The sequence below is a fragment of the Ciceribacter thiooxidans genome (assembly GCF_014126615.1).
Lineage (GTDB): Bacteria > Pseudomonadota > Alphaproteobacteria > Rhizobiales > Rhizobiaceae > Allorhizobium > Allorhizobium thiooxidans.
In genome coordinates, this window is the sequence record NZ_CP059897.1 from 1191207 (window position 1) to 1215717 (window position 24511).

17 protein-coding genes and 4 pseudogenes are annotated in these 24511 nt (G+C 60.0%); 12 read left to right on the top strand and 9 right to left on the bottom strand.

Annotated elements, in window-relative coordinates; genetic code table 11:
* Positions 1-5: 5 nt before the first annotated feature.
* The 9 genes and pseudogenes from H4I97_RS23640 (at position 6) to H4I97_RS23680 (ending at position 7716) form a co-directional block, all read left to right on the top strand.
* Positions 6-380 (top strand): hypothetical protein, encoded by a 375-nt coding sequence (locus tag H4I97_RS23640; RefSeq protein ID WP_182308127.1) that lies wholly within the window; start codon positions 6-8, stop codon positions 378-380.
* Positions 377-712: a type III secretion protein gene (locus H4I97_RS23645; RefSeq protein ID WP_182308128.1), complete on the top strand. Its 336-nt coding sequence runs from the start codon at positions 377-379 to the stop codon at positions 710-712. Before H4I97_RS23640 ends, H4I97_RS23645 begins: the two co-directional genes overlap by 4 nt.
* Complete coding sequence (gene sctV / locus H4I97_RS23650) at positions 709-2862, top strand: type III secretion system export apparatus subunit SctV (RefSeq protein WP_182308129.1); 2154 nt, start codon at positions 709-711, stop codon at positions 2860-2862. The genes H4I97_RS23645 and sctV overlap by 4 nt, the downstream gene beginning before the upstream one ends.
* A gap of 81 nt (positions 2863-2943) precedes the next feature.
* Positions 2944-4286: pseudogene (locus H4I97_RS24950) on the top strand (type II and III secretion system protein family protein).
* Positions 4276-4716: a hypothetical protein gene (locus H4I97_RS23660; protein ID WP_182308130.1), complete on the top strand. Its 441-nt coding sequence runs from the start codon at positions 4276-4278 to the stop codon at positions 4714-4716. The pseudogene H4I97_RS24950 and the gene H4I97_RS23660 overlap by 11 nt, the downstream one beginning before the upstream one ends.
* Positions 4713-5561: a tetratricopeptide repeat protein gene (locus H4I97_RS23665; RefSeq protein WP_182308131.1), complete on the top strand. Its 849-nt coding sequence runs from the start codon at positions 4713-4715 to the stop codon at positions 5559-5561. The genes H4I97_RS23660 and H4I97_RS23665 overlap by 4 nt, the downstream gene beginning before the upstream one ends.
* On the top strand, positions 5558-6595 hold the full coding sequence (locus tag H4I97_RS23670) for an EscU/YscU/HrcU family type III secretion system export apparatus switch protein (protein ID WP_182308132.1): 1038 nt from the start codon (positions 5558-5560) through the stop codon (positions 6593-6595). The genes H4I97_RS23665 and H4I97_RS23670 overlap by 4 nt, the downstream gene beginning before the upstream one ends.
* Before the next feature lie 27 nt (positions 6596-6622).
* Positions 6623-7287, top strand: a pseudogene (locus tag H4I97_RS23675) (L,D-transpeptidase).
* Between the two features lie 90 nt (positions 7288-7377).
* Positions 7378-7716, top strand: a complete 339-nt coding sequence (locus tag H4I97_RS23680; protein ID WP_182308133.1) for a hypothetical protein — start codon at positions 7378-7380, stop codon at positions 7714-7716.
* A 279-nt stretch (positions 7717-7995) separates the two neighbouring features.
* Here the strand turns inward: H4I97_RS23680 and H4I97_RS23685 are convergent, their stop codons facing one another.
* The 3 genes and pseudogenes from H4I97_RS23685 to H4I97_RS23695 all read right to left on the bottom strand — a co-directional run.
* Entirely contained in the window at positions 7996-9366 is a 1371-nt protein-coding gene (locus H4I97_RS23685) for an ISNCY family transposase (protein WP_182309056.1), read from the bottom strand.
* A gap of 124 nt (positions 9367-9490) precedes the next feature.
* The gene (locus H4I97_RS23690; RefSeq protein ID WP_182308134.1) at positions 9491-10495 is read right to left on the bottom strand and encodes an IS30 family transposase; all 1005 of its coding nucleotides are present in this window, start codon (positions 10493-10495) and stop codon (positions 9491-9493) included.
* Between the two features lie 229 nt (positions 10496-10724).
* A pseudogene (locus H4I97_RS23695) lies at positions 10725-10993 on the bottom strand (DNA-binding protein); the annotation flags it as partial.
* 1644 nt (positions 10994-12637) lie between these two features.
* On the opposite strand from H4I97_RS23695, the pseudogene H4I97_RS24960 reads away from it, so the two are divergent.
* Both H4I97_RS24960 and H4I97_RS23710 read left to right on the top strand, forming a co-directional pair.
* A pseudogene (locus tag H4I97_RS24960) lies at positions 12638-13959 on the top strand (methyl-accepting chemotaxis protein); the annotation flags it as partial.
* A 389-nt stretch (positions 13960-14348) separates the two neighbouring features.
* Positions 14349-16511 (top strand): sensor domain-containing protein, encoded by a 2163-nt coding sequence (locus H4I97_RS23710; protein ID WP_182308136.1) that lies wholly within the window; start codon positions 14349-14351, stop codon positions 16509-16511.
* Here H4I97_RS23710 and H4I97_RS24895 read toward each other — a convergent pair.
* From H4I97_RS24895 to H4I97_RS23740, 6 genes are all read right to left on the bottom strand, one after another.
* Positions 16488-17225, bottom strand: a complete 738-nt coding sequence (locus tag H4I97_RS24895; RefSeq protein WP_182308137.1) for a helix-turn-helix domain-containing protein — start codon at positions 17223-17225, stop codon at positions 16488-16490. The genes H4I97_RS23710 and H4I97_RS24895 overlap by 24 nt on opposite strands.
* Before the next feature lie 398 nt (positions 17226-17623).
* Positions 17624-18661 carry a LacI family DNA-binding transcriptional regulator gene (locus H4I97_RS23720; RefSeq protein WP_182308138.1) on the bottom strand — a complete coding sequence of 346 codons (1038 nt, stop codon included), beginning with the start codon at positions 18659-18661 and terminating at the stop codon, positions 17624-17626.
* 150 nt (positions 18662-18811) lie between these two features.
* Positions 18812-19708, bottom strand: coding sequence for an NAD-dependent epimerase/dehydratase family protein (locus tag H4I97_RS23725; protein ID WP_182308139.1), 897 nt, complete (start codon positions 19706-19708; stop codon positions 18812-18814).
* Positions 19709-19762: 54 nt separating this feature from the next.
* Positions 19763-21265, bottom strand: a complete 1503-nt coding sequence (locus H4I97_RS23730) for a sugar ABC transporter ATP-binding protein (RefSeq protein ID WP_182308140.1) — start codon at positions 21263-21265, stop codon at positions 19763-19765.
* Positions 21266-21338: 73 nt separating this feature from the next.
* Positions 21339-22238, bottom strand: a complete 900-nt coding sequence (locus tag H4I97_RS23735; protein WP_244658917.1) for a sugar-binding protein — start codon at positions 22236-22238, stop codon at positions 21339-21341.
* Positions 22239-22363: 125 nt separating this feature from the next.
* A complete protein-coding gene (locus H4I97_RS23740) occupies positions 22364-23374 on the bottom strand; it encodes an ABC transporter permease (protein WP_182308142.1) in 1011 nt (336 codons plus the stop codon).
* A gap of 359 nt (positions 23375-23733) precedes the next feature.
* On the opposite strand from H4I97_RS23740, the gene H4I97_RS23745 reads away from it, so the two are divergent.
* Positions 23734-24435 (top strand): aspartate/glutamate racemase family protein, encoded by a 702-nt coding sequence (locus tag H4I97_RS23745; RefSeq protein WP_182308143.1) that lies wholly within the window; start codon positions 23734-23736, stop codon positions 24433-24435.
* The last annotated feature ends 76 nt before the right edge of the window (positions 24436-24511 follow it).

Consider the following 24511-nt stretch of genomic DNA (forward strand, 5'->3'; position numbering starts at 1 on the left):
GCAAGATGAGCATCGAGGTCCGCCGACACGACAATCGCAACCGCGGCCAGGCGCAGGCGGTGTCGTTGCGGCCGGAAGCAGCCGGCCGCGCCCAGTCGGAGGAATTCGACGCGCGGCTCCTGCAGTCGATCCGACAGGCGCGTCGAAAGACAACCTCCGGCAAGATCGGCGCAGAGGCGAGCGAGCAGGCGAGGCTTTCGAGCGCGACGCTGTTCGACCTGTCGCGTTCCCAGGAACTGCTGACCTACATCGTCCGGGAGGTGGTGCCCGGACTGGACCTCGAGGAGGACATCGCCAAACTCACAGTATCGATGCTGACGGACGAGATCGAAAGCAGACGCGATCTCCAGCATCGACTCATGCAGGCACAACGCAGTTGACGCAACGCCGCGCGGACAGCCTCGAATTCCTCCATGCACTCGGTTCGCTCTACTGTCGGGCCGGGCACCACAAGCGCGGACTGGTGTTTCTTCTGCTGGCCGCGAGAATGGCGCCGGACGACGTCGCCGTGCTGCACTCGCTGGCGCAGGCGTTCGTCGCGACCGGCGCCGTGCCGCGTGCGCTCGCAGCCATCGAACGAATCGAAGACATCTCCGATGACATCGACCCCGCCATTCTGCGGCTGAAGAGCCATGCGCGATGGGAGCGCGGCGAGAAGGACGAGGCCCGAGACGCCTTTGAGGCCTATCTTCAGGCGAGGGCGGCAGAATGAGCGCGCTTGCAACAGTCAACCAGTTCGCCCGGGCGGCATCACGACGGTCCGACATCGTTGTCGCGGCGGTGGTGATGCTGGCGATCACCATGATGATCGTCCCGATGCCGACGATGCTCGTCGACGTGCTGATTGGCTTCAACTTCTTCTACAGCCTGCTTATCCTCGTCGGCGCCCTCTATATATCGACCCCAGCACAATTCTCTTCCCTGCCTTCTATCATCCTGCTCGGAACGCTCTTCCGGCTCGCTCTCGCGATCACCACGACACGGCTGATCCTGACCCAGGCGGATGCCGGGCAGATCGTCGAGGCCTTCGGATCCTTCGTCGTCGGCGGTGACGTGCTCGTCGGGCTCATCGTCTTCCTGATCATCACGATCGCGCAGTTCGTCGTCATCACCAAGGGCGCGGAACGCGTCGCCGAGGTGGGTGCACGCTTCGCGCTCGATGCGATGCCGGGCAAGCAGATGAGCATCGACAACGAGGCGCGCAGTGGAGACATCGACCAGCAGGAGGCACGCCGCAGACGTGACGACCTCGAGCGGGAGAGCCAGTTCTACGGCGCGATGGACGGCGCGATGAAATTCGTCAAGGGCGACGCCGTGGCGGGATTGATCATCATCGCGATCAACCTCACCGGCGGGCTGACGATTGGCTCCTTCCAGCGCGGCCTGACGGTCGGTGAGGCGGCACACACCTATTCGCTTCTGACGGTCGGCGACGGCCTCATCTCCCAGATCCCGGCACTGATGATGGCCGTGGCGGCGGGGGCCGTCGTCACGCGGGTACCGTCAGCCCAGCACCCGCAGGACCTCGGGTCCGAGATTCTCGGGCAACTCGCCGCGAGCGACCGCGCACTGGCACTGGCCGCGGCGATCCTCTTCGGCTTCGGACTCGTCCCCGGCTTTCCACTTGCCGTCTTCTGGGCATTGGCGGGCCTGGCCGGCCTGCTCGCCTATGTGGCGCGCAGACGCCAGCACGGCTCCGCAGAGCCTGCGGACCTCGATCCGCCGCGACGGGAGGTGACGCGCACCGTTTCCTCCGGCGGACGTGTCGTCGATCATATAGCGGGAACCCTGCCGGGCGGCGGACAAGCGGCGGGAGCGGCGCAAAGGCTGATCCTCACGATGGGCGAGGGGCTCGCCGAACGCCTTCCGCAACTGTTGTTCGCCGAAAGGACGGCGGGGCTTGCGGCAACCATTCTGGAGGATCTCGGCATCGTGGTCCCGGCGGTCGGGCGGCAGCTGGATCCGCGCCTTGCATCGTCGGAGTTTCGCATCGATTTCGAGGCTGTTCCCGTGGTCGACGGTGTTCTCCTGCTTGATCACCTGATGGTCTGGGAGGAGGCTGCCGACCTCGACATCATGTCCATCCCCTACGTGACCCAGTCCGACCTGATGGGGCTGAAGCTCGTCTGGGTCGACCGGTCCCATGCGGCAGCACTCGATGCCGCCGGTGTCGGATACTGCGAACCCGAGGACGTGGTGATGACGCTGATCGAACGCGTCCTGCGCCGCTATGCGCCCGATTTCATCGATGCGCAGGAGGTGCGTGCGCTTCTCGCCCGGCTGGAGGAGCCCTTCGGCGATCTGATCAGGGAAGTCCGCGAGGTGGTGTCCGTGCAGAAGCTTGCCGAGCTGCTGCGCAGACTCGTCGAGGAAGACGTTCCGATCACCAACATGCGCATCATTCTCCAGACGGTTGCCGAGAGGGGGTCGCAGATCCAGAACCTGCAGGCGTTGGCCGACCATGTGCGGGCGAGCCTCGGCCGTCAGATATGCTTCCGGCTCGCCGACCGCAACCGGATCGTTTCCTCCTATCTTCTGACACGGCCTTTCGAGGACGAACTGAGAGCTGCGGTCGAAGGAAACGGCGGCCCGGCCGCTACCGTCCCGGACCGGTTGGCGGCGCAGATCGTGGCGGAGCTGAAGGCGAGGCGGGAACAGACACCGGGACGGCTTCCACAGCCAACGATTCTTGCTTCCATGGATGTCCGCCGGCACATCCGAAATCTCCTGATGCGCCACGACCTCCAGATCCCAGTGCTGTCGTACCAGGAGATCGCCGCAGAGTTCAGCGTCCAGTGCCTCGGCTACATCGCGCTTCCGGTGTCTGGAACGCAGGAACTCGGAAGCGAAGAGCGCGCATGAGGCCGTCGATCGAAACCATAAATTAGAGAACATGTCTCGCCCGCGCGGAGGAGCGCGGGAGGGGAACAAATAGGGAGTGGGATGCGAGTTTTGCGAAGCCTTCGCTTCTTGGCGACGAGGGGACTCTTTCGATTTGTCTTTCTGACCGCGTTCGCGGTCCATTGGGCGGTGTCTTCGGCCAGCGCCCAGGTGAAGGTGGACGCCATCAACGGTCAGGTCCTGGACCTCAACGTCGGCGAGGGCACGATCCTTCGTTTTGACGAACCGGTCGAGTCGGTGTTTCTCGCCGACACCGCGATTGCCGACGTGCGCGTCGTCTCGCCCGGCGTGGTCTATATCTATGCGACCAAGACAGGCGACACCAATCTGATCGCTCTCAGTGCCGACCAGACGACGCGCGGAACCGTCCAGGTTCATGTTTCCGGCAATCCGAGACCTGCGCAAGAGTCGGCGCTTGCGCTGCAGCCGAACACCCGCGTCGATATCAGCCTGTTCGGCGGACAGGTTGTCGGAACCGGACCGACGCGGAATGTCGGCGAGGCAATGGACATGGAAAGCGTCCTGCAGAGCTATTCGACGCCAGAGAAGCCCGCACTCAACAACACGACGTTCGCCGGCTCCAACCAGGTCAACATTCGTGTCCGGTTCGCCGAAGTCGCCCGCAACGAACTGACCCGCTTCGGCATTGACTGGAGCCTCTTCGTCAACAGCGGCTCTTTCTCCTTCGGCCTCGTTCGCACCGGTGGTGCCAGCAACGAAGACGATAGCGGGATCGCGATCGGTGCCCGCGGCGACCACGTCAACGTCAACGTCCTGCTCGATGCCCTGCAGGCAAATGGCATCCTGACGATCCTCGCCGAGCCCAACATCACCGCCGTCACCGGCCAGACCGCCAGTTTCCTCGCAGGGGGGAGATACCCGTGCCGGTGCCGACGGACAATGGCCAGGTCGGCATCGAATACAAGCAGTTCGGCGTCTCGCTGCAATTCACGCCGACGCTGCTGCCGAACAACCGCATCGCCTTGCAGGTGCGGCCCGAGGTCAGCAGCGTTTCGCAGGACAGTGTCGTCTCGATCGGCGGGCTGGTCGTGCCGTCGCTGCGTATACGCCGTGCGGACACGACAGTCGAAGTCGGCAGCGGCCAGACCTTTGCGATCGCCGGATTGTTCCAGCGGCAGGAGTCCCAGACGCTGAACAAGACGCCCGTCATCGGCGACGTGCCGATCCTCGGCGAATTGTTCAAGTCCAAGCGCTTCCAGCGCAACGAGACCGAGCTCGTCATCTTGATAACGCCCTATCTGGTGACGCCAACCTCGGAGCGGAACATGAAGACGCCACTGGACAGCCCGGCCGGTGCGATTTCCTCGCCGCGCAAGAAGGCAAGACCCGCGGCCAACAAGGGATATGGCTTCTATGTCGAATGATCGCCTTCCGGGAGCCGTAATCCCCGCAGCAGCACTGCTCGCCTGCCTCGTCGCCCTGGCGGGCTGCAACGGTTCCCAACCGCAGCCCTATTCACCGAACTACAGATACCTTTCGACCTCCGGTGCCCTACCGGCGAAGGGAAAGGTCGTTCGCAAGGGCTACGATCCAACCACAAGCCAGGTGCTGGTACCCGACGCCTGCATCACGCCGGACACGGCCGATCAGCCGCTCTATCTCCCGCCCGGCTGCGCGAACAATCTGAACTTGCAGTTCATGGCGGCAGACCAGCGACAGCTGCTTGAAGGGCGCGAGATGGGGCCTGCGATGGCGGCCCCGGTCGCACGCGCGGCAAAGGACTATATCGAGGGAACCGGCGACCAGGTGATCCCGCCGGGCACCGCAACGAACGAGACGGGGATCGCACAATGACGGAGGCAAATTCGTCTTCCGGCCACGGCCGGCATCCTGTCAGCCAGGGAGCCGCTGTGCTTGTTGCACTTCTGACCCTTTCCGCCTGTACGACGATCCCCACCGAAAACGAGAAGGGCAAACAGGCGAACGCCCAAACGAAGCTTCTGAGCGTCGCCGAGAGCATCGAGGCGAAGGGCGAAAGTGGGACGGCGTTGGCGCTCTATGAGCGCGCCGCCGCCAATGCCCCGCATGATGTATCGATGCGCGTTCGCCTCGGCAATGCGCGGCTCAAGGCCGGCGACGCCGAGGCGGCGGAGGAGGCCTTCCGGGCCGCACTCGAGATCGAACCCGGAAATGCCACCGCCTTGCTCGGACTGGGCACTGCTCAGTTGCAGAAGGGCGAGGCGGAATCGGCCGCGCGAAGCCTCGCACCGGCCGCAGAAGCACTGAATTCGGTCGTCGCCTACAACCGTCTGGGAACGGCGCTCGTCTTCAGCGGCAATGGACAGGCGGCGGAGGGCGCCTTTTCGAAAGCCCTGTCGCTGCAACCCAACAATCTCGACACGGCGACAAACCTCGCGCTTGCGGAAGCACTGTCGAACAACATGACCCAAGCGGTCACGCATATGACGGGCGTTGTCAGTTCACCCCTCGCCGAAAGACGGCATTTCATCAACTACCTGATCGTTTTGACGATGGCCGGCGAGGGCGGCAAGGCTCGTTCGGTCGCCGTGCCGGACATGTCGGCGAAGCAGAAAAACCAGATTCTTGCAAAAGCGGCGAAGCTGCGTTCCATTCCTGACGCCGGCAGACGCGCCCAGGCGATCGGCCTGCTGTCATCCTCGGGTGATGGTGTCACATGAACGAAACGAGCGAAGAGAAAACGCTTCCCGCTTCGGAAAAGAAGATCCGGGACGCGCGCAAGAAGGGCCAGGTGCTGCACAGTCCCGACATGGTTTCGGGCATCGTGGTCCTGTTTTCCACTCTCTTCCTCTTCTACATCGCACCCGACCTGCAAGTAAAAACCGACAGGCTTCTCGACGAGGCGGCTCAAATCTACACGCGACCGTTCGCCGACCTCTGGTACCGCCTGAGCACGATTGCCGCCGATGCGCTTCTGACGACGGTATTGCCCATCCTCTGCATCACGATCGCCGCCATCCTTGCAACCAATGTCGCCATAACCAGGGGCTTCGTCTTTTCCGTCAAGCCGCTAGAGCCGGACTTTGCCCGCATCAATCCCGCATCGGGGCTGAAGCGGATTTTCTCACTGAAGAGTGTCGTCGACTTCGGGAAGGCTTTGTTCAAGGTTGCTGCTCTCTCCGTGACGTTCGCCCTGGTCTTCCATACGGGACTGAGAGCGCTGTTCCAGGCGCCGGCTTGCGGATTTGCCTGCCTGCACGAAACCTCGCTCTCCATCCTGAAGACCATCGCGTCGATCGCACTCGCAGCCTTCATCGTGATGGGCGTCGTCGACGTCTTCCTCCAGCGCTGGCTGTTCCTGCGCGAAATGCGCATGACGCGCTCGGAGAGCAAGCGCGAGCACAAGGACACGGAAGGCGATCCGCTGATCCGCCAGGAGCGCCGCAAGCTGGCGCGGCTCTTCGGAACCACGAAGACCGGCCTCTCAAGCGCCGTGCTGCTGATCGGCGAGGAGGGGTCAGGATCCGTCGGCATCCGCTATGTCCGTGGCGAAACGCCCGTACCCATCGTCGTTTGCCGCGCGACCGGCCCGGCAGCCGGCTCGATGAACGCGCAGGCCCGAAGTCGGGGTATTCCCATCGTGACAGAACCCGACCTCGCCAAAGCACTCGCCCGGACACCGGTGGGAACGCCGGTTCCCGATCGACTGTTCCAGGACGTGGCGAACGCCCTTGTCGCAAATGGTCTGATTTGAACGCGAGAGCGCCGGAGGAAGCTTCACATGCCAGAATTGCCGCTGCGGAAACAATGGTCTGGGTTGGTGCTCGTTACCCTGCTTCTTGCATCACCGATGACGCAGGCGAGGGCGGAGGAACCGTTTCCGCCGATCCTCGACGAGGCGACCGGCCAGATCTGGATCGATAGTGGCTATATCGAGTTCCTGATGTCGCCGCCCGCATACCCGCCACCGCAAGCTCCGGGAGTGCTGGTCGTCCCGGATGCGGGGCATACCTGCCGCGGCAACTGGTGGAATACAGCACGCAGGAGGCGCCCGGAACGATCGTCATCGATCCGAACCGGTATGCCCTTTACTACGTCATGCCCGGCGGCCAGGCGCTCCGCTACAGCGTCGGCGTCGGTCGCGAAGGCTATGGCTGGCACGGAACAGAAGCGGTGAGCGGCAAGCGCGCCTGGCCCGAATGGCGTCCTCCGGCCGACATGCGCGCAAGGCGACCCGACCTCCCGGCCCACATGGCCGGCGGCCCCGACAATCCGCTTGGCGCGCGCGCCATCTACCTCGGCAACACGCTCTATCGGATCCACGGTTCGAACGAGCCGGAGAGCGTCGGTCGCTCTTCGTCATCGGGATGCTTTCGCATGACCAACGACGACGTCATCGACCTCTACGAGCGGGTGAGGGTCGGCGCCAAGGTGATCGTGCTTTAGTTGTCGCCGGCAGAACACCGCCTTCGAAAAACCATCGATCCGCTGCGTCATGTAAACTGACAAGCATCCAAGCCAGTGGAGGTAACGCCGGTGCCCCGATTTCTCGCGGTTTACACGATGAAGCCCGAAGACCTCGCGTCGTTTCGAAGCCTGCCCAAGGCCAAGCAGGATGAACTCGATGCCGTGGGCATACCGAAGTGGGTGGAGTGGGAGCAGCGCAATGCCGCGTTCATCGTCGATCGCGGTGGTATGGTTGGGAAGACCACACGTGTGACAAAGGACGGCGTCACCGAAGCCGTGAATCCGTTCTGCGGCTATCTGGTCGTCGAGGCGGAGACCGCTGATGCCGCAGCGCGGCTGTTCCAGGACCATCCGCACTTCACCGTATTTCCGGGTGACGGCGTAGATATCATGCCTTTTCTGACTTGAAATCCTTTGGCGACATCATTCGCCACCGCCTGCCTTTAGGTTTGCTCGGGAGGGGCGGACGTCTGCACTGTTGCGTTTGAGAAGAGGATGTACCCGGCTACATCCAATGTGGCGGCAGGGTTGAAATGTCCGCCGGTTTGCAAAGTAGAAATGTCCGACTGGTCGCCGCACGGCACATCGACCAGCCCCGATCTGAGCGGCTGAACCCGCTTGCAAGATCAGATCGGGGCGGGTGGTAAACACACCTCTTCGGCTTTAGCTTTGAGGCTATTCGAACGATCATTTCGCCGCAGGTCTCGACAGCGCTTTCTCTCGCCGGGCAATCACCGCCGGATCGTTCATGTAATCTGTGCGGCGACCAGGTTTGCGACCTCTCGGCTTATAGCCGTTCTTGTCACTGTTGGTTTTGACGACCGGTTTGTCCTGCTGCTCCTGGCGCTCCTTGATGTAGGCTAGGAGTTCACCGAGCCGCTTGTTCTCAGTGATTGCCGCATGCGTCACCCGCTGGTCCTTGTCGAACACCCGGTAGGGCAGGGAATGCCCCTTCCAGCGCACATCCAGCCGACCATCGGCATAAGCGTAGGTCTCGACATAGCGGCCGACCAGTCCGCGCGTCACCTCGGTCTCTTCCAGCATGATCCGCTGACGCTCGTAGGAGAACGTCAGTTGCGCGCCGACATACCGCTGCTCACGTTTGCACAGGACGTCGCGCAGCCGATCCGGGGCAAGATTCAGCGACCGATGCAGATCATCAGGTCGGACAGGGGTAATGGCAAACTGCCGGTTATAGCGCTCCATGAACCGAGGCAGGAAAGCGTTGCCGTCGTCCATCCCACAGATGCCCTCCAGGCGCAGATCCTTAATCAACCGATCCTGTAGCGTTCGGTTCATCCGCTCGACTCGGCCCTTCGCCTGGCTCGAATTTGCGCAAAGAATCTCGATGTTTAGCTCTGAGAGCGCACGCCCGAACTGGGTCATGCCCTGGCCGCCCTTGGCGTCCTTCTTCGCCACTCGGAACACCGAATGCTTGTCGGAATAGAAGGCGACCGGCGCACCATGCGCCTTCAGATAGAGCTCCAGCGCCTCGAAATACGTAAACGCACTTTCCGACCGTACGAAGCGCAACTGCATCAGCTTGCCGGTCGCATCGTCGATGAACACCAGCAGCGAACAGGAATCACCGCGATCCTCGAACCAACGATGCTCGGATCCATCGATCTGCACCAGCTCGCCGTAGGCTTCTCGGCGCAGCCGCGGCTGATGAAACGTGCGGCGCTGCTTGCGCGACAGCCACAGGCCGGCCTCCGACATCCATTTGCGCAAGGTCTCGCGCGACACCGTCAGGCCGTCGCGCTCGGCGAGCTTCTCGGCGGCCAGCGTCGGGCCGAAATCGGCATAGCGCTCGCGCACGATCGCCATGGCATAGTCGCGCACGCCGTCGCAAATCCGATTGTTCGACCGCCGCCCGATCGCTCTGTGCCGGATCGATGCCGCACCATCCGTCCGGATCCGCTCCAAGAGCCGACGAACCTGGCGCGTGCTTAAGCCCAGGACATGCGCCGCTGACACCATCGCCATGCGGCCGTCGATCACCTTCGACAAAACCTCAATCCGCTGCAGGTCACGCTCGCTCATCGCAATCAGTCCCATCCGCAATCTCCCAGGTCCGTTCAGAGCCGAGGAGTGTGACATTCCAACTTTGCAGAAACAGGACACTTTAACTTTGCGTGCTGGTTCCAGATTGAATGCAACGCTGGCTGGAAATCTACACGCGTCATCGTTCGAGAGCCAACAGGTGGCGACTAAACATCTCCTTGGGTGTCTGAAACCCCAGGCACTTGCGCGGCGTTTCGTTGAGCCGATCACACAGGGCACGGATTTCCTGGTGTGTGACATCCAGCACGATGGTCTCGGATGGGAGATATCGCCGGACGCGCTTGTTGGTGTTCTCAACCGTGCCTTTCTGCCATGGCGCCTGCGGGTCACAGAACCAGGCCACTGTTCCCATGCCTTTTTCCAGTTCTCGCCATGAGACGAACTCCAAGCCTCGATCGAATGTGAGGCTCTGACGAGCCGACGCGGGCAGGGGTGCCAGATGACGGATCAACTGGCTCATGATCGGCTTTGATCGTCGGTCGTTGTTGCGGAACAGGACAGTGTAGCGGCTCTTTCGCTCGACGACGGTCGCGATGTTGGCAGATCCATGTTCTTTCCTGAAGATCATCAGATCTGCCTCCCAGTGACCGAATTCGCTTCGCGAATTGATGGCTTCCGGCCGATTGCGAATGGCGCACTCCATTGGAAAGACAAGGCTTCTGGGTTTGCGTGCGTATCGTGGTCGCCGTTTGCGTCGCCGCTCCGGCAAATAGCGGGCCAGTTGTTGATCCTGGCCTTCCTGCGAGTAGATATATTGGTAGATCGTCTCATGGCTCAGCCCGGCAGACGAACCACTGGCAAGCTTCAGGCGTCCGGAAATCTGCTCAGGTGACCAGCCATTCTTCAGCCTGTCGACAACGGCAGCGCACAGGGCAGGATCACGCAGGAGCTTGCGATATTTGCGCCGTCGGTCCGACGCCATAGCGTGTGCTGTGACGTGCCAATATCCGTCGGCGACGCGAGCTTCACGGTCATGCCAGAAATTGCGCCGCAGTTCCCGGCAGATCGTCGACCGATCTCGCCGCAGAGTGCGGGCGATCTGCGCCTGGCTGATCTTCTTCTCATGCATCCGCGCAATCACGCGACGTTCGTCCAAACTCAACTGAACAAAAGAGCGGCCCATCCTATCCTCCTGAGATCATGGCCATTATTCTCTTCGTTGCATTTGAAATTGGAATCTGCCCCCCTTACATTCGAAGATCGCATAAGACAGCTTATGGAACTTTGAAACAAACCAGTTTATGCACATCACGCGCCCAACCAGCTTGGAACGGGAATGCAGAGACTACGTTGCTCAAAGTGCGACCAGATGTCGGCCGCAGTCTCGACCTGGACCGGCGCGACCTGCGGCATCAGAAATTCGGTGTAATCAATTCAGCCTTCGGGAAATACGTTCTGTAGCGACCGATGTCTCGCGTCAGCAGAGACAACTGCTCCACGGCGGTTGTGCACCAATGAAGAAGTCCGGCAGCACGGCGGCAATGTAAGAAGCCTTACCCGCGAGAAACAGCGCCGAGCGCGGCAACACGGAGAACTCCAGACCAGCCGCTTCTACGGACGCATTCAAGCCTTCGATGCGCTCATAGCGAACGCCGAGTTCCGCGTAGATCACACCGTTAATCGGCCGATATCGATCGGAACGGCATCGATCCAAACCACACCCGAGATCTGTCGGACGTTCGGCCTCGCCTCTCGAGTATAGAAGGTCGCGTCCAAACCACGTCATCCCAGACGCGCTCCTGATGTGACAGGGATCTTGTACTTGTTCGCTCGAACGGGTCAGCAGAGTAATTTCTCCGTCTAAGACGACTCGAGCATCCTGCGGAGAACAACGCTTTCAATCCACCGGACGCACAACACCTCTATCGAGACGCATCACTCTATGTCGCTACGATTATTGACAGAGAACAATTTTAACCGAACCTTAAATAAGCATAGTTACGGTACCGTACATACGAAGGAGAGATTCTGAATCCTCTCACTCGACTCGGAGGAGTGCACGTTACTGCGACACAGCCGGGCCGCACAGTCCATATCGATAAACCCGATAGACAAGTAGGTCCTTGGCGACAACTTCCAGCATAGGCATCATCAGCGCATTCATATCATCCGCAGCAATAACATGACGCTCACGGACTCTATGGATTATGGAAATGGACCCAGTTTCCACTGTCACCCTATTTGGATGTTGATTTATATCATTGGAGGGAACCCCATGAATTCTGAAACGTTTTTCAGCGAAAGAACGCATGATATCCATCGAGCCGAGCGACCGACACGCGCCGGGTTTGGCATCCGAGATATTCTTCTATTGATATTGTCGGCATTCGTTTTCGCGTTGCTGTTCATCGCATCCAGCAACATCTACGCCGCCTGGGAAGACATGACCGCAGCCAAGGCCATGCACGCGAACGCCGAGGTAGGAGAGCTCTTCTTGACCAGCGCCGGCGCGCTGGCGACTGAAAGAGGTTTCACCAATACGGTCTTGGCCCAAAATTCGATCGCCACTCAAAACTCTATTAGCCGAATTCAAGAACTGCGTCGCAAGGGCGATGAAGCGCTCTCCTCCGCATTGGCCGAAGTCCGGAAGGGCCCAGATTTCAAAGGTAAAGGGCGGCTACTGGCGAGGGTTCGGCAGGACTTTGAGGCGTTGGTTGCCCTACGCAGCGAAGTGGAAGCGCAATGGAGCAGGATAGCCTCCGAGCGCGATGCAGCCGTCGCAAGACGTTGGGTGCCATCAGTGACCGCGTTGATTATGTCGTCGCAGGAACTCCGAATTGCCGCGCAGGTCGTTCCATCGACGGCGCTGGCACGAACCCAGATTATGCTCGACCTACGCCAAGCCATGTGGGTGATTGCCGAATATGCGGGGCGCGAACGCGCCGTGATTGGCGGCAAGATCGCGGCGGGCAAACCGCTCGACGGCGATACACTAGCAATCTTGGCCGGATACCGGGGTCGTCTGGAACAGTCTTGGGCCACGATCGAAGCATATGAAAAGCGCGACTTCGCGAGCGCCAATGTGCTTTCGGCGATCGCGACGGCACGTTCGGAGTTCTTCGTGACATTCGAGAAACTTCGAAAGGAGGTCTATGCTGCTAATGCCGATCGTAGAAAATACCCAGTCAGCGGTGATGAATGGATCACCGCCGCAACGAAGGCGATCGACAGCCTCCTTAACCTCTCAGAAGATATCGGCGCGGCTGCCGGAACCTATGCCGACCTCATCGAAACCGACAGTCTGCAAACGTTAGTTTCTAGCATCGCTATTCTGCTTGTCGCCCTCGCCTTCGGTGGCCTCGCATTATGGACGATCGTTGTCCGTATCACGCGACCGGTCCATCTCCTGACAGGCACGATGTCGCGGCTTGCCAACGGAGAACTAGAGCTCACCGTACCCTTTGTCAGCCGACGAGATGAGATTGGCCAGATGGCGCAAGCAGTCGAGGTGTTTCGTCAAGCGGGCGCCGCAAACCGCCGATTGGAGGCTGAGGCCGAAGAAAACCGTTCGCAGTCTGAGCGAGAACGGGCCCACCGGGACGCTCAGAAGGCGGCGGAATCGGAGAGCCTACAATTCGCTATCTCCGCCCTTGGTGCTGCACTTGCGCACCTGGCCAACGGCAATATGGAACACCGTATACACTCAGCATTCGCCGGTTCGCTCGATACATTACGCGTCGACTTCAACCAGTCAGCAGAGACGCTTGAAAGCGCATTGCGCGAGGTTGGTGGAAATGCCGCAGCTATCCATACATCCACCGAGCAGCTCCGTTCGGCAACGTCCGACCTCGCGAGACGCACTGAAGCCCAAGCCGCTTCGGTCGAACAGACTGCTGCTGCGATCGAGGAAATCACTACGGCCGTTAAAGACGCGAGTCGCCGCGCTGGTGAAGCCGGAAACCTCGTGGCGAGGACACGTGACCAGGCCGAGACTTCTGGTTCGATTGTAGAACAGGCTGTGCGCGCCATGGGGAAATAGAGACTTCATCAGACGCAATAGGCACCATCATCACGGTGATTGATAACATAGCGTTCCAGACAAATCTGTTGGCCCTCAATGCGGGCGTAGAGGCTGCACGGGCCGGAGACGCAGGCAAAGGTTTTGCTGTCGTCGCTCAGGAGGTTCGCGAGCTTGCCCAACGTTCTGCAGACGCAGCACAGGAGATTAAGGTGTTGATCGCTGCGTCGACCGATCAGGTTAAGCAGGGTGTGCTGCTCGTGGGCGAGACCGGGAACGCCCTGCGATCGATTGTCGCGGAGGTACAGGAGATTAATCGACATGTTGTCGGAATCGTTGACGCAGCGAGAGAACAGTCAATCGGACTGTCAGAAATCAACACCGCAGTCAATCAGATGGACCAAAGTGCGCAGCAGAATGCTGCGATGGTTGAACAGTCCTCAACCGCCTGTTCCGGTCTCGCAATGCAAGCCGCAGCGCTCACCAACCTGTTGTCCAGGTTTCGCTTCGGGGCGCAACAGTCTGATGCAGGCCACGCGCTCCATCAAGAGAGCACCCCTGTCCAACAGGTGATTGCGGTTGGGCCAAGAGACATTTACGTGTCGAGAGGCACAAGAGCGACATCATAGGCCCCTGATAGCGCTCCGCTCCTCCGGCGGGGACGGAACGCCAATCAGCCGCAATTCCTCCGATACGACGATCCTCCTATTTCAAACAGGTCTCCCATGTGCCCAAAGTTGATGCGGTGTTCTGCCCGATGCTGTTCCTGCTCGCGCCATGACTGTGGTCCAGAAGGACCGATATCGGACTGCCGATCATTCAATCCGCCCAGCTGCCGAGATCGCTCCCCTCCGGAGCGTTTGGTTGCCGGGTTCGTTGACCGGGAAATTGCATCCGTCTCGCGGATCCAGCCTATTGGCCAATTGAGCCTAGCGAGTTTGCCACTTGATCAAGAGCCCCCTCCAAAGACCATGAGTTCTTGTGGAACGGGGCCCTCACTGAGACAGTCCAAGACCCAATGGCTATCACACATTGCTGTAGTTTCGTCGAAACAGCTGGCAGGCAGGCTTCTGCCCTCCAGTCGGAACTAGATGCCTACAGGACTGCGCTCGACCAGCACGCCATCGTTGCAATCACCGATCGAAGGGGAAAGATCACACACGTCAACGAACCCTTTTGTCGCATCAGTCAGTATGATCGCCATGAGCTAGTCGGTCAGAAACACAGCATAGTGAACTCAGGGCATCATCCCCGTTCATTCTTTACTGGAATGTGGCGCGACATTTCAGCGGGCAGGGTCTGGCGGGGAGAGATTTGCAACCGGGCAAAGGACGGCACACTCTATTGGGTAGACACCTCCATAGTTCCCTACCTTGACGACACGGGAAGAAACATTGGGTACGTCTCAATTCGCTACGACATCACGGAGCGCAAGACCGCTGAGGCAACACTTCTGGCTGAAAACGTTCGGCGTAGAAAGGCTGAAACCCTACTGCTCGATGTTATCGAAACGCTGCCGGACGGCGTCGCCGCCTTCGACGCCGACGACAAACTGATCCTTTTCAACAAAGCTTACGTTGACATACACGACAAGGTTTCGGACGAAATCCAAGCTGGCATACCGTTTGGTGACTTGTTGCGGCATGCTGTCGAGCGGGGACAGTTCGTGTTGCCCGACGATAGCGACAAGGGCCAGGCCGAATGGCTTGAGGCACGACTCAGAGCCTATCACCAACCGAACGGACCGCTGGTACAACATCTGTACGATGACCGATGGATCCAGGTTCATGAGCGTCGTTCCAACTCCGGAAATACGGTTGGCGTTCGAACTGACATCACAGGCTTGAAGCGAGCCGAGATCACTATCAAGCAACAAGCGGAACGTGATCCACTCACAGGACTCTACAACCGCTCAGTACTGAACGCTTACCTCCATAGGGCCTGCACCAGAGCGCAGAAGGGAAACTACACCGGTGCCTTGGTCGTTGGGGATCTCGACGACTTCAAGTCAATTAATGATACGCTTGGCCACGAGGCGGGAGACACGCTTCTAAGGGAAGTTGCCTCGCGTCTCTGCGTCGCATTGCGGGCAAATGACATCGTCCTGAGACTCGGAGGTGATGAATTCGCGATCATCCTTCCTCGGATCACCAGCGAGGGAGCGCTCATTCGCCTTTTGGGCCGGGTGATTAAATCGGTAACGCAGCCCGTTGCGATCGGCTCGCGCCAGATCCAACCGCGCTGCAGCCTCGGTGCCTGCCTTTTTCCAAACCAAGCCGCAACGCCCAGCGATCTAATGAAGAACGCGGATATTGCGCTGTATGCAGCGAAGAGTAGCAATCGAGGCGGCTGTCGAATTTTCGACACCACGATGCGAGCTGCGATCGATAAGCGGGATAGGCTCGCCGCGTCGTTGCGAACGGATGTCGCAGCCGAACGGCTGTCAGTGGCATTCCAGCCCCAGGTTTGTCTCCGCGATGGAAGTCATGTTGGCTTCGAAGCTCTAGCTCGCTGGCGTCTCAATGGACGCGCAGTGCCTCCGGCCGAGTTCATTCCCGTTGCTGAAGACGCTGGCCTAGCGGTTCAACTTGGAACCTACATGTTGGGAAAGTCACTCGCCACTGCAAGGGAACTCAACGGACTTTCGTTTTCCTGCGGTACGGTGGCTGTGAATGTCGCTGCCGCGCAGCTCAAGATGGATGGTTTTGCGAGCTTGGTAGCTACGATGCTGGCACGGTACGGCATGCCGCCGGGGAACCTCGAGCTGGAAATCACCGAAAATACGCTGTTGGACCGCGGATCAGATAAGATTGCCCGCACGCTGTCGGAGCTAAAGGAGCTTGGCGTCAAGATTGCGCTCGACGACTTCGGCACAGGTTACGCGTCACTGGTACACCTGAAGCGGTTCTCCGTCGATCGACTAAAGATTGACCGATCTTTCGTCGGCGATATCGAGTCGAGCCAGGACAGTTCCATGATCTCGAAAGCGATCATCAGCCTTGCGCATAGCTTAGGACTGAGTGTTGTCGCGGAAGGCATTGAGACCAGCGAACAACTAGCGTTCTTGCGGACGCAACGCTGCGACTTCGGTCAAGGCTACTTGTTCAGTCGCCCCCTTGATGGCGAAGCACTCATTGCCTACGCGGACGCGCGCTCATCAATAGCGCGGCGCCGTGCTTGATTGCTCCGAGGTTGTATGGGAGCGGTTACCCGAGAGGCGACTTATTCTTTCATAGCATTCGCAGCTGCGGCCCTCCAGCGCCCGCCGGTCAAGCACCTCCAGACATGCCCGCGAGTAAGTGATGATTCCGGCATCCGACAACCTGGAGCAAACCTCGCTCACAGTGGCACGCCGCAATCCGAGAACTTCCGATACCGATTGCTGGGTGATCTGAAACCTGTCACCCGCTACCCTGTCATGGGCATGCAAGAGCCACCGACAAACACGCTGCTCTGCTACATGGAGACTATTACATGCAACAGTCTCCATCGTCTGCGCAATGAGGAATTTCGCGTACCGAAGCATAGCCTGACGAACGCATGGATAAAGGTCCAATGCCTGATCAAGGTCCTTTATGGCGATCCAGGAAGCATAGCCGGGGACTTGTACGACAGACCGACTGATTGCGTTGCCTCCACCCATCAAGAGCACGAAGCCGAGGAAGCCCTCCAGCCCTATAGACGTCTTTTCAACGCTCCGGCCATCCTGCATGACGGCCATAAGTGACAGTACACCTTCGTGCGGGAAGACAGCATGTGTAAACGGCGCACCGTCCTCATAAATGATGTCACCCGCGTGCATCTCGCGGGTTAGGGAGCGTTTCGAGAGGAAGATCTGGGCGTCCGGCCTCAACGCTCCGAGAACCCTGTTTCGTACTTCGAAGTCTTCGCTCATGCAATACCACTGTAAACGCGATCTCGGCGATGATACCAGAACGATAAGCGGCCACGCAAGAACGATCTGGAGTTGCGCCCGAATGATCTCGCTGCTTTTAGTGATCAATGGACTGCGGCTGCAGTAGGAGCCGGACCTGCGCTGCTGGCCTTTTTGACCCTCGGACGAAGGGGTGTCACGTCTAACCCGTCGTAGGCTCTGGCTACGCGCGGCACGGTCGAGCCTTCGGTAATCTGACAATCGCTGTGGGAGTCACGATGTGAGAAAACGCTGCGCCAGGCTGTTATCCCCTCCAACGCATTTCTCGATCATCCGACACTCAAGTCGGTGAAGTCGAGATCAACGACATTCAGTCGTTCCAGCAATACGCCCAGACAACCTGCGCCATAGCGAGCACATCACGCCGTCGCGCCCGCGAACACCTCGAAGCCGGTGTCGTAAACCGAAGGTTCCGGCGGGCGTTGCGGTGACTCGAACGCCTTTTCAACCGCGGTACGGCCAATGAGAAAACGGTTTGAGCGGATGGTTGAAAGCGGCTGCGGCAACTCCCGCCCGATGTCGAGGCCATTGAATCCGAAGATCGCCAGGCGGTCCGGGATCGTGATATTCGCGGCCATGCAGTGAAAAATGCCGCCGACCGCCATGTCGTCGTTCGAATAGACGATGACGTCGAGCTCCGGATGCTCCGCGCAAAGGCGCGCCGTCATTTCCTTGCCGACACCGACGGAACTCGGCGCTTCCGCCACGGCTTCCGCGGTGATCGTCAGGCCGGCATCCCGCAACCCATCCACGAGGCCGTCATAGCGAAGGCGCGCGCGCCGGTCCGCCGTCCAGTCGTGACCGGCATAGCCGAAGCGGCGATAGCCGCGTCCGACGAGATAGCGCCCGGTGGCGTAGCCGGCGCGCCGGTGCGACATGCCGACGGCGATATCGATCGGGACGGCGTCGATATCCATCATTTCCACGACACGAATATCGCTTTGGATGAGCATCCGTCGCGTCGCGTCGGTGTGTTCGAAGCCAGCAATCAGGATGGCGCCCGGCTTCCAGGACAAGAGCCCGCGAACGACCGCTTCCTCGCGGTCCATATCGTATTCTGTGACGCTGATGACCGGCTGGTTCTCCCCGTCCCGCAGCGCGGCGTGAATGCCCTGGAGCACTTCCGGAAAGACGATGTTCGAGAGTGAAGGAATGACGACGCCGACGAGGTGCGAGTCGAGCGAGGCGAGCGAGCCGGCAATCTTGTTCGGAACGTAGCCGGTTGCCCGTACCGCCTCCATCACCCTTTTTCGCGTTTCTTCCGCAACCGGACCCTTGTTGCGCATGATGCGGGAAACCGTCGATTCCCCGACCCCTGCACGCTGGGCGACATCCTTGACCGTGACCTTGCTCTTCCTGTCAGGCAGACGCAGTCTCGGTTGCGTACCTTCTCCCATTCTTTGTGCTCCAGTGCCGGTTCAAGAAGACCCGTCGGCTCATTCCGACCATTCGTTCCCGTAGAACCTTTATATCAAGTCGTCCGACTCTGCGAAGAGCGCCGGACGACTTGTTTCACAAGAGGCCGTGACGCGAACGGCGAATACGCATCATTTTTGTCCGACGTATTTCCGCCACGAGTGCTGCTCCCGGAAGCCGAGGATCTCGCGCGCCTTACGATTGGACAGCAGGCTTTCGTATTCTCCCATCGGACGCGTGACCTTGACGCCCGGATAGAAGCGATCGATCAGTTCCTGTGTCGGCAGGTCCGAAGAGGTCTCGTCGTTGGCTGCGTTGAACACCTCGAAGCCCAACCCATCCTTGTGAACGGCAAGATCGACGATCTGCCCGAGGTCACGCGCGTCGATGTAGCTCCACGCAATTCTCTTGCGGAAGCCCGGATCGGCAAACCACTTGGGGAAAAGTTCGTATTCATGCGGCTCGATCACGTTGCCGATGCGGATGGCGTAAATATCGATCCCGGACCGCAGCGCAAAGGCCTGCGCGGTCTTCTCGTTGCAGATTTTCGACAGCGCATAGCTGTCCATAGGATCGACCGGATAATCCTCCTCCAGCGGGAAGTGCACGGGATTGCGCGGCTCGTTGGCAAAGACGAGGCCGTAGGTGGTCTCGGACGAGGCAATGATCACCTTCTTGATCCCGAGCTTCACCGCCGCCTCGATGACGTTGTAGGTTCCCATCGTGTTGACGCGGAACGTTTCATTGTCCGGCGTGAGCATGATCCGCGGGATCGCCGCAAAGTGGACCACTGCATCCACGGGCTGTGCCCTGAGCGACGGGTCGAACTCGTGCAGTCCCATATAGCTCGAGAACGCGTTGAACACCTGGCCGCTGTCGGTAATGTCGGTGATCAGCGTACGGACCTTGGGATTGTCGAGCGGCTTTGTGTCAATGTTCAGAACCTGGTGGCCCTGGTCGAGGAGGTACTGGACGACGTGCTTTCCAGCCTTGCCGCTTCCCCCTGTGAACATAATGCGTTTGCTCATCTCATACTCCATTGCTGCTGATACTGATGTTTGGGGATGTTTCCGTGTCCGTGCTCAGCCTGTCGCGGCGAACATCACGTTTTCCTGGCTGGCTTCCTGGTGGGTGAAGCCACCAGTGATGCGGCCTTCCTTGAGCACGATGACCCTGTCGCTGATTGCGAGGATCTCCGGCAGGTCGGACGAGACCACGATGATCGACATGCCTTCCGCCGCCAGCTTGTTGAGCAAGGCATGGACCTCGGCTTTCGCGCCGACATCGATGCCACGGGTCGGTTCGTCGACGATGAGAATGCGCGGCTTGCGGGCGACCCATTTGGCGATGATGACCTTCTGCTGGTTGCCGCCCGACAGATTGACGACCTTCTGCTCCGGGCTCGGCGTCTTGATCCCGAGCGCCTGGATGAACTCCCTGCAGCGTTTCGTCTCGCGGCCGCGATCGACGAAATCGAGCCGGCAATAGTCCGAGAGATGCGTCAGGCTGAAATTCTCGCGGACCGACATGTCGAGCACGAGCCCCTGCCCTTTGCGGTCCTCGGTTACGAAGCCGAGACCCTCACTGATCGCAACCGAAGGGTCGCTCATCCTGACCGGTTTGCCATCGATCAGGATGTCGCCGACATAGGCGCGGCTGCCAAAGATCATTTCCATGACTTCCGTGCGGCCAGCCCCGATGAGGCCGAAGAAGCCGAGGATTTCACCCCTGTGCAGGTCGAAGCTCACATCCCTGACATGAGCGGAATGATGCGTCGGCCGGTACATGCCGAGATTGCGCACGGACAAAAGCACTTCGTCGGTGGCATGTGAGACGTGTTCACCGAAGAACTGCGACAGTTCGCGATCGACCATCTTGCGCACCAGAAGATCACGCGTCATTTCGCCGACGGGCCGGGAGTCCACGGTCTCGCCGTCGCGCATGACGGTCACCGTGTCCGCGATCTCGAAGATCTCCTCGAGCCTATGCGAGATGTAGACAATGCCGATATCCTGCGCAGCGAGCCTCCTGACCATGCGCAGCAGGACCGTCGCCTCGTGATGGCTGAGAGACGCGGTCGGTTCGTCCATGATGATGAGTTTCGACTGATAGGATATCGCACGGGCGATCTCGACCATCTGCTTTTGCCCGATGCTGAGATCGCCGACCAGCATCGCCGGATTGAGCTTCATGTCGAGCTCCGCCAAGACGGCTGCGGCGGCTGCGTTCATCTTCCGTCGATCGATCAAACCGGCCGCATTTACGGGCTCACGAGCGAGAAAGATGTTCTCGGCGATCGACAGGTTATCGACGACCGCGAGCTCCTGGTAGATGATCGATATGCCGAGCGATCTGGCATGTACTGGATCGGAGATCACGACCTCTTCACCTTCCACCGTGATCGTGCCGCCCGGATCGCAGCGCTGCACGCCTGTCATGATCTTCATCAGCGTGCTTTTTCCCGCCCCGTTCTCGCCCGCGACGGCATGGACCTGTCCGCGATAGAGGGTAAGGTCCACCCCCTTCAAGGCCCTCACGCCGGGGAAGGTCTTTGATATGTTTCGCATTTCGAGAAATGGGGTCATGGTCCGCTCGAATCCCGCTCCGATGTGATTGGGTGCGGAGGCCGACGGCTCCCGCACCCGGTTTCTGCAGGTCTTACTTCGTGTAGCTGCCCAGATTGTCGGCGGTGACGACCGTGACGCCGGTGTCGACATCGGCCGGGCTCTTTTCCTCACCGGTGATCTGCGCCACCAGGTGTTCGACGGCGAGGCGTCCCATGGTAACCGGACGCTGAACCATGATGCCGTCGATGAAGCCGTCCTTGACGCCCTTGACCGTATCCGGCAGGTCATCAAATGCGAACACCTTCAGCACGCCCTTGCGATCGGAGAACTCTTTCTCGGCAAGGACCTTGGCAACCGCGGGACCGCCAACCTGGCTCATGCCGAAAATGCCCTTCAGGTCCGGGTTGGCACGAAGCAGGGCTTCGGTCACCGAAACGCCGCGGGCAAGATCGTCCTCGGTACCTTCGGTCGCGGCGATGGTGATCTTCGGATAGGCTTCGAGCGCCTTCTTCACACCAGCAATGCGTTCGTTCAGGTTCGATGCGCCGAGCTGACCGGTGACGATCGCCACCTTGCCCTCGCCGCCGATGGCTTCCGCCATCGCCTTGCCCATGGTTTCGCCAGCGGCTTCATTGATCGTACCGATATACATGCTGCGGCCGCTGTTGGCGCTGTCGCTGTCGAAGGTGAGAACAGCGATACCGGCATCGACTGCCTGCTTGATGATGCCCTCGACGGACTTGGGTTCGTTCACCGAAATCGCGATCCCGTCGACGTGCCGCGCGATCAGGTCCTCGATGATCTTGACCTGCGTCGAGCCCTGGGTGTTCTGCGGAACGACCCACTGATACTGAACGCCGAGCTTGTCGGCCGCTTCCTTCGCACCGGTATTGCAGTCGTCGAAGAACGGCACAGCGACCTTCGGAACGACGGCGACGGTGATGTCGGCCTTATCCTTGGCAAAGGCTGCGCCCGTCGCCAGCAGCGACATCGTCAGGATAGCCGCACGAGCGGAATTGAAAAGTACACGCATGAAATCCTCCTCCTCAACAAGCTCTCCTCGAGCCTGGATTCTTGGTGTTGTTCTAGACTTTCGGTATGCTCATTCGTCTTCGATCAGTTCTTTCCTCCCATTAGTCTGCTCCGCAGCACGTCCAGACTGACAGCGATCAGGATGACGCCGCCGGTGATGGCTTGTTGCGCGTAGGTATTGATGTTGAGCAGCACAACACCGTTGGCGATCACGCCCACGAGCGCCGCGCCGATAACCGCTCCCGTCACGCTCCCTGCCCCGCCGGCAAGACTCGCACCGCCGATCGCAGCGGCTGCGATGACGTCGAGTTCAGATCCGAAGCCGGAAGCTGGCTCGGCGGAGAGATAGCGGGAGAAACCGATGACACCGGCCAATGCGGCAATCGTCGAAGAGAGCACGTAGACCGACAACTTGATGCGGTCGACCTTGACCCCGCTCAGGCGCGCGGCATGCTCGTTTCCGCCGGTCGCATAAACATGCCGGCCGAAGCGGGTGCGGCGCATAATGACCGCAAAGACCAGCATCAGCAGAACCATGATGATGACCGGTACCGGCACAGGACCGAGATAGCCCTGGCCCAGCACGGCAAAACCTTCGGGCGTCTCGGGTGTCACGGGGACGCCGCGCGTGATCATGTACATCAGCCCGCGCCCGATGCTGAGCGTTCCAAGGGTTGCGATGAACGGCGGCAGGCCGATGAAGGTGATGAGGAGTCCGTTGCAGAGACCGAACACCAGGCCGACGCCCAGGCCTGCGGCAACGCAGACCTCCGTTGGGTAGCCCGCAGAGAAACACAGAGCAGTCACGAGCGAGGCGAGCCCCATAGCCGATCCGACCGACAGGTCTATCCCTCCGGTGATGATCACCATGACCATCCCGATGCTCATGATCGCCGTCAGCGAGAAGGCGCGAAACACACCCATCAGGTTGTTCGTCGTGAAGAAATAGGGCGTATAAAGACTGATCAGCACGCCTACCACGACGAGCGCAATCAGGACGTTGAACTCGCGGACCTGGAAAAGCTTCCCGGCTTCTGCGATCAGGCGCGAATGCAGCGATCCAGACGCGGTTTCATGCTGATCGGTCGCTAGCATTTTCTCATTCCTCCCAAAATGTTGCTTCGGTGCACTGCCACCTGGACCGCGAGGGGCTCCTCAACCCGCCGGCCGTCCCTGCCCTCGATATCCGGTCGCAAATTGGCGGTCGAACGGCCGTCGAGTGGCAGCGCTGTCATTCTGTGTTTCAAGTCTGCGATCTTGTCAACCGGCTTTTTGCGATTTGCGGATATTCGCATTTCATTTGCGGATTCCCGCAAATCCGGCGCACTCTGGTGTGATGCCGCTTCTTTGGATGTTGCACTCAGTGGCGCAAGCATAATATGATGGCAGCGCTACCATGTTGAATACCGTCAAATCGCGACTTCACACGCGATTTCTAGCCGGAGAGCGCTCACATGCCCGACGTGACAAATACCGCGATGTCCATCGCCATGATTCACACAGTCGCGGGCCTCGTTCCGACGCTGGACGCACTTGCGCGGCGTGAACTGGCCGGTTGGGAGCCCTTCAACATTCTCGATGAAAGCCTGCTGAAGAATACGATCCGCGAGGGCAGCCTCTCGAAGACGACCATGCGACGCCTGGCGCAGTACGTCTGGTCGGCCGTCGATGGTGGCGCAGAGGCCGTTCTCGTCACCTGCTCCTCCCTCGGCCCAGCCGTTGATGCCGCACGTGCGCTGTGCCCAGTGCCGCTCTTCCGAATCGACACGGGCATGGCGCTGGAAGCGGTGTCGAAATCCTCACGAATCGGCGTTCTGGCGACTTTACCGACAACGCTCGCTCCGACGGGTGATATCATCAGGAGGGTCGCGGCAGATACCGGGCGGACCGGGTGCGGCGTCACGGAGGAGCTGTGCGAGGGCGCGTTCCAACGCCTGTCTGTCGGCGACAGGGAGGGACACGACGCCATGGTGGTGGACGGTTTCCGCCGGCTGGCGCCGAAGGTGGACCTGATCGTCCTCGCCCAGGCATCAATGGCGAACGCGCTCGCCCCTCTTGGCCCGGAGCCGGACGGCATACCCGTGCTTACAAGCCCGGAACTCGGCATGCAGCACGTCAGGAAGGAGCTGCTTTCGGCAGCTGCCCGCCGCGGGTGAAATGGCCGATAACCGAGTACCAAGACGATAACATCAACGCTGTCGGGCATCCTTCCCGACAGGAATGATCCAGGGA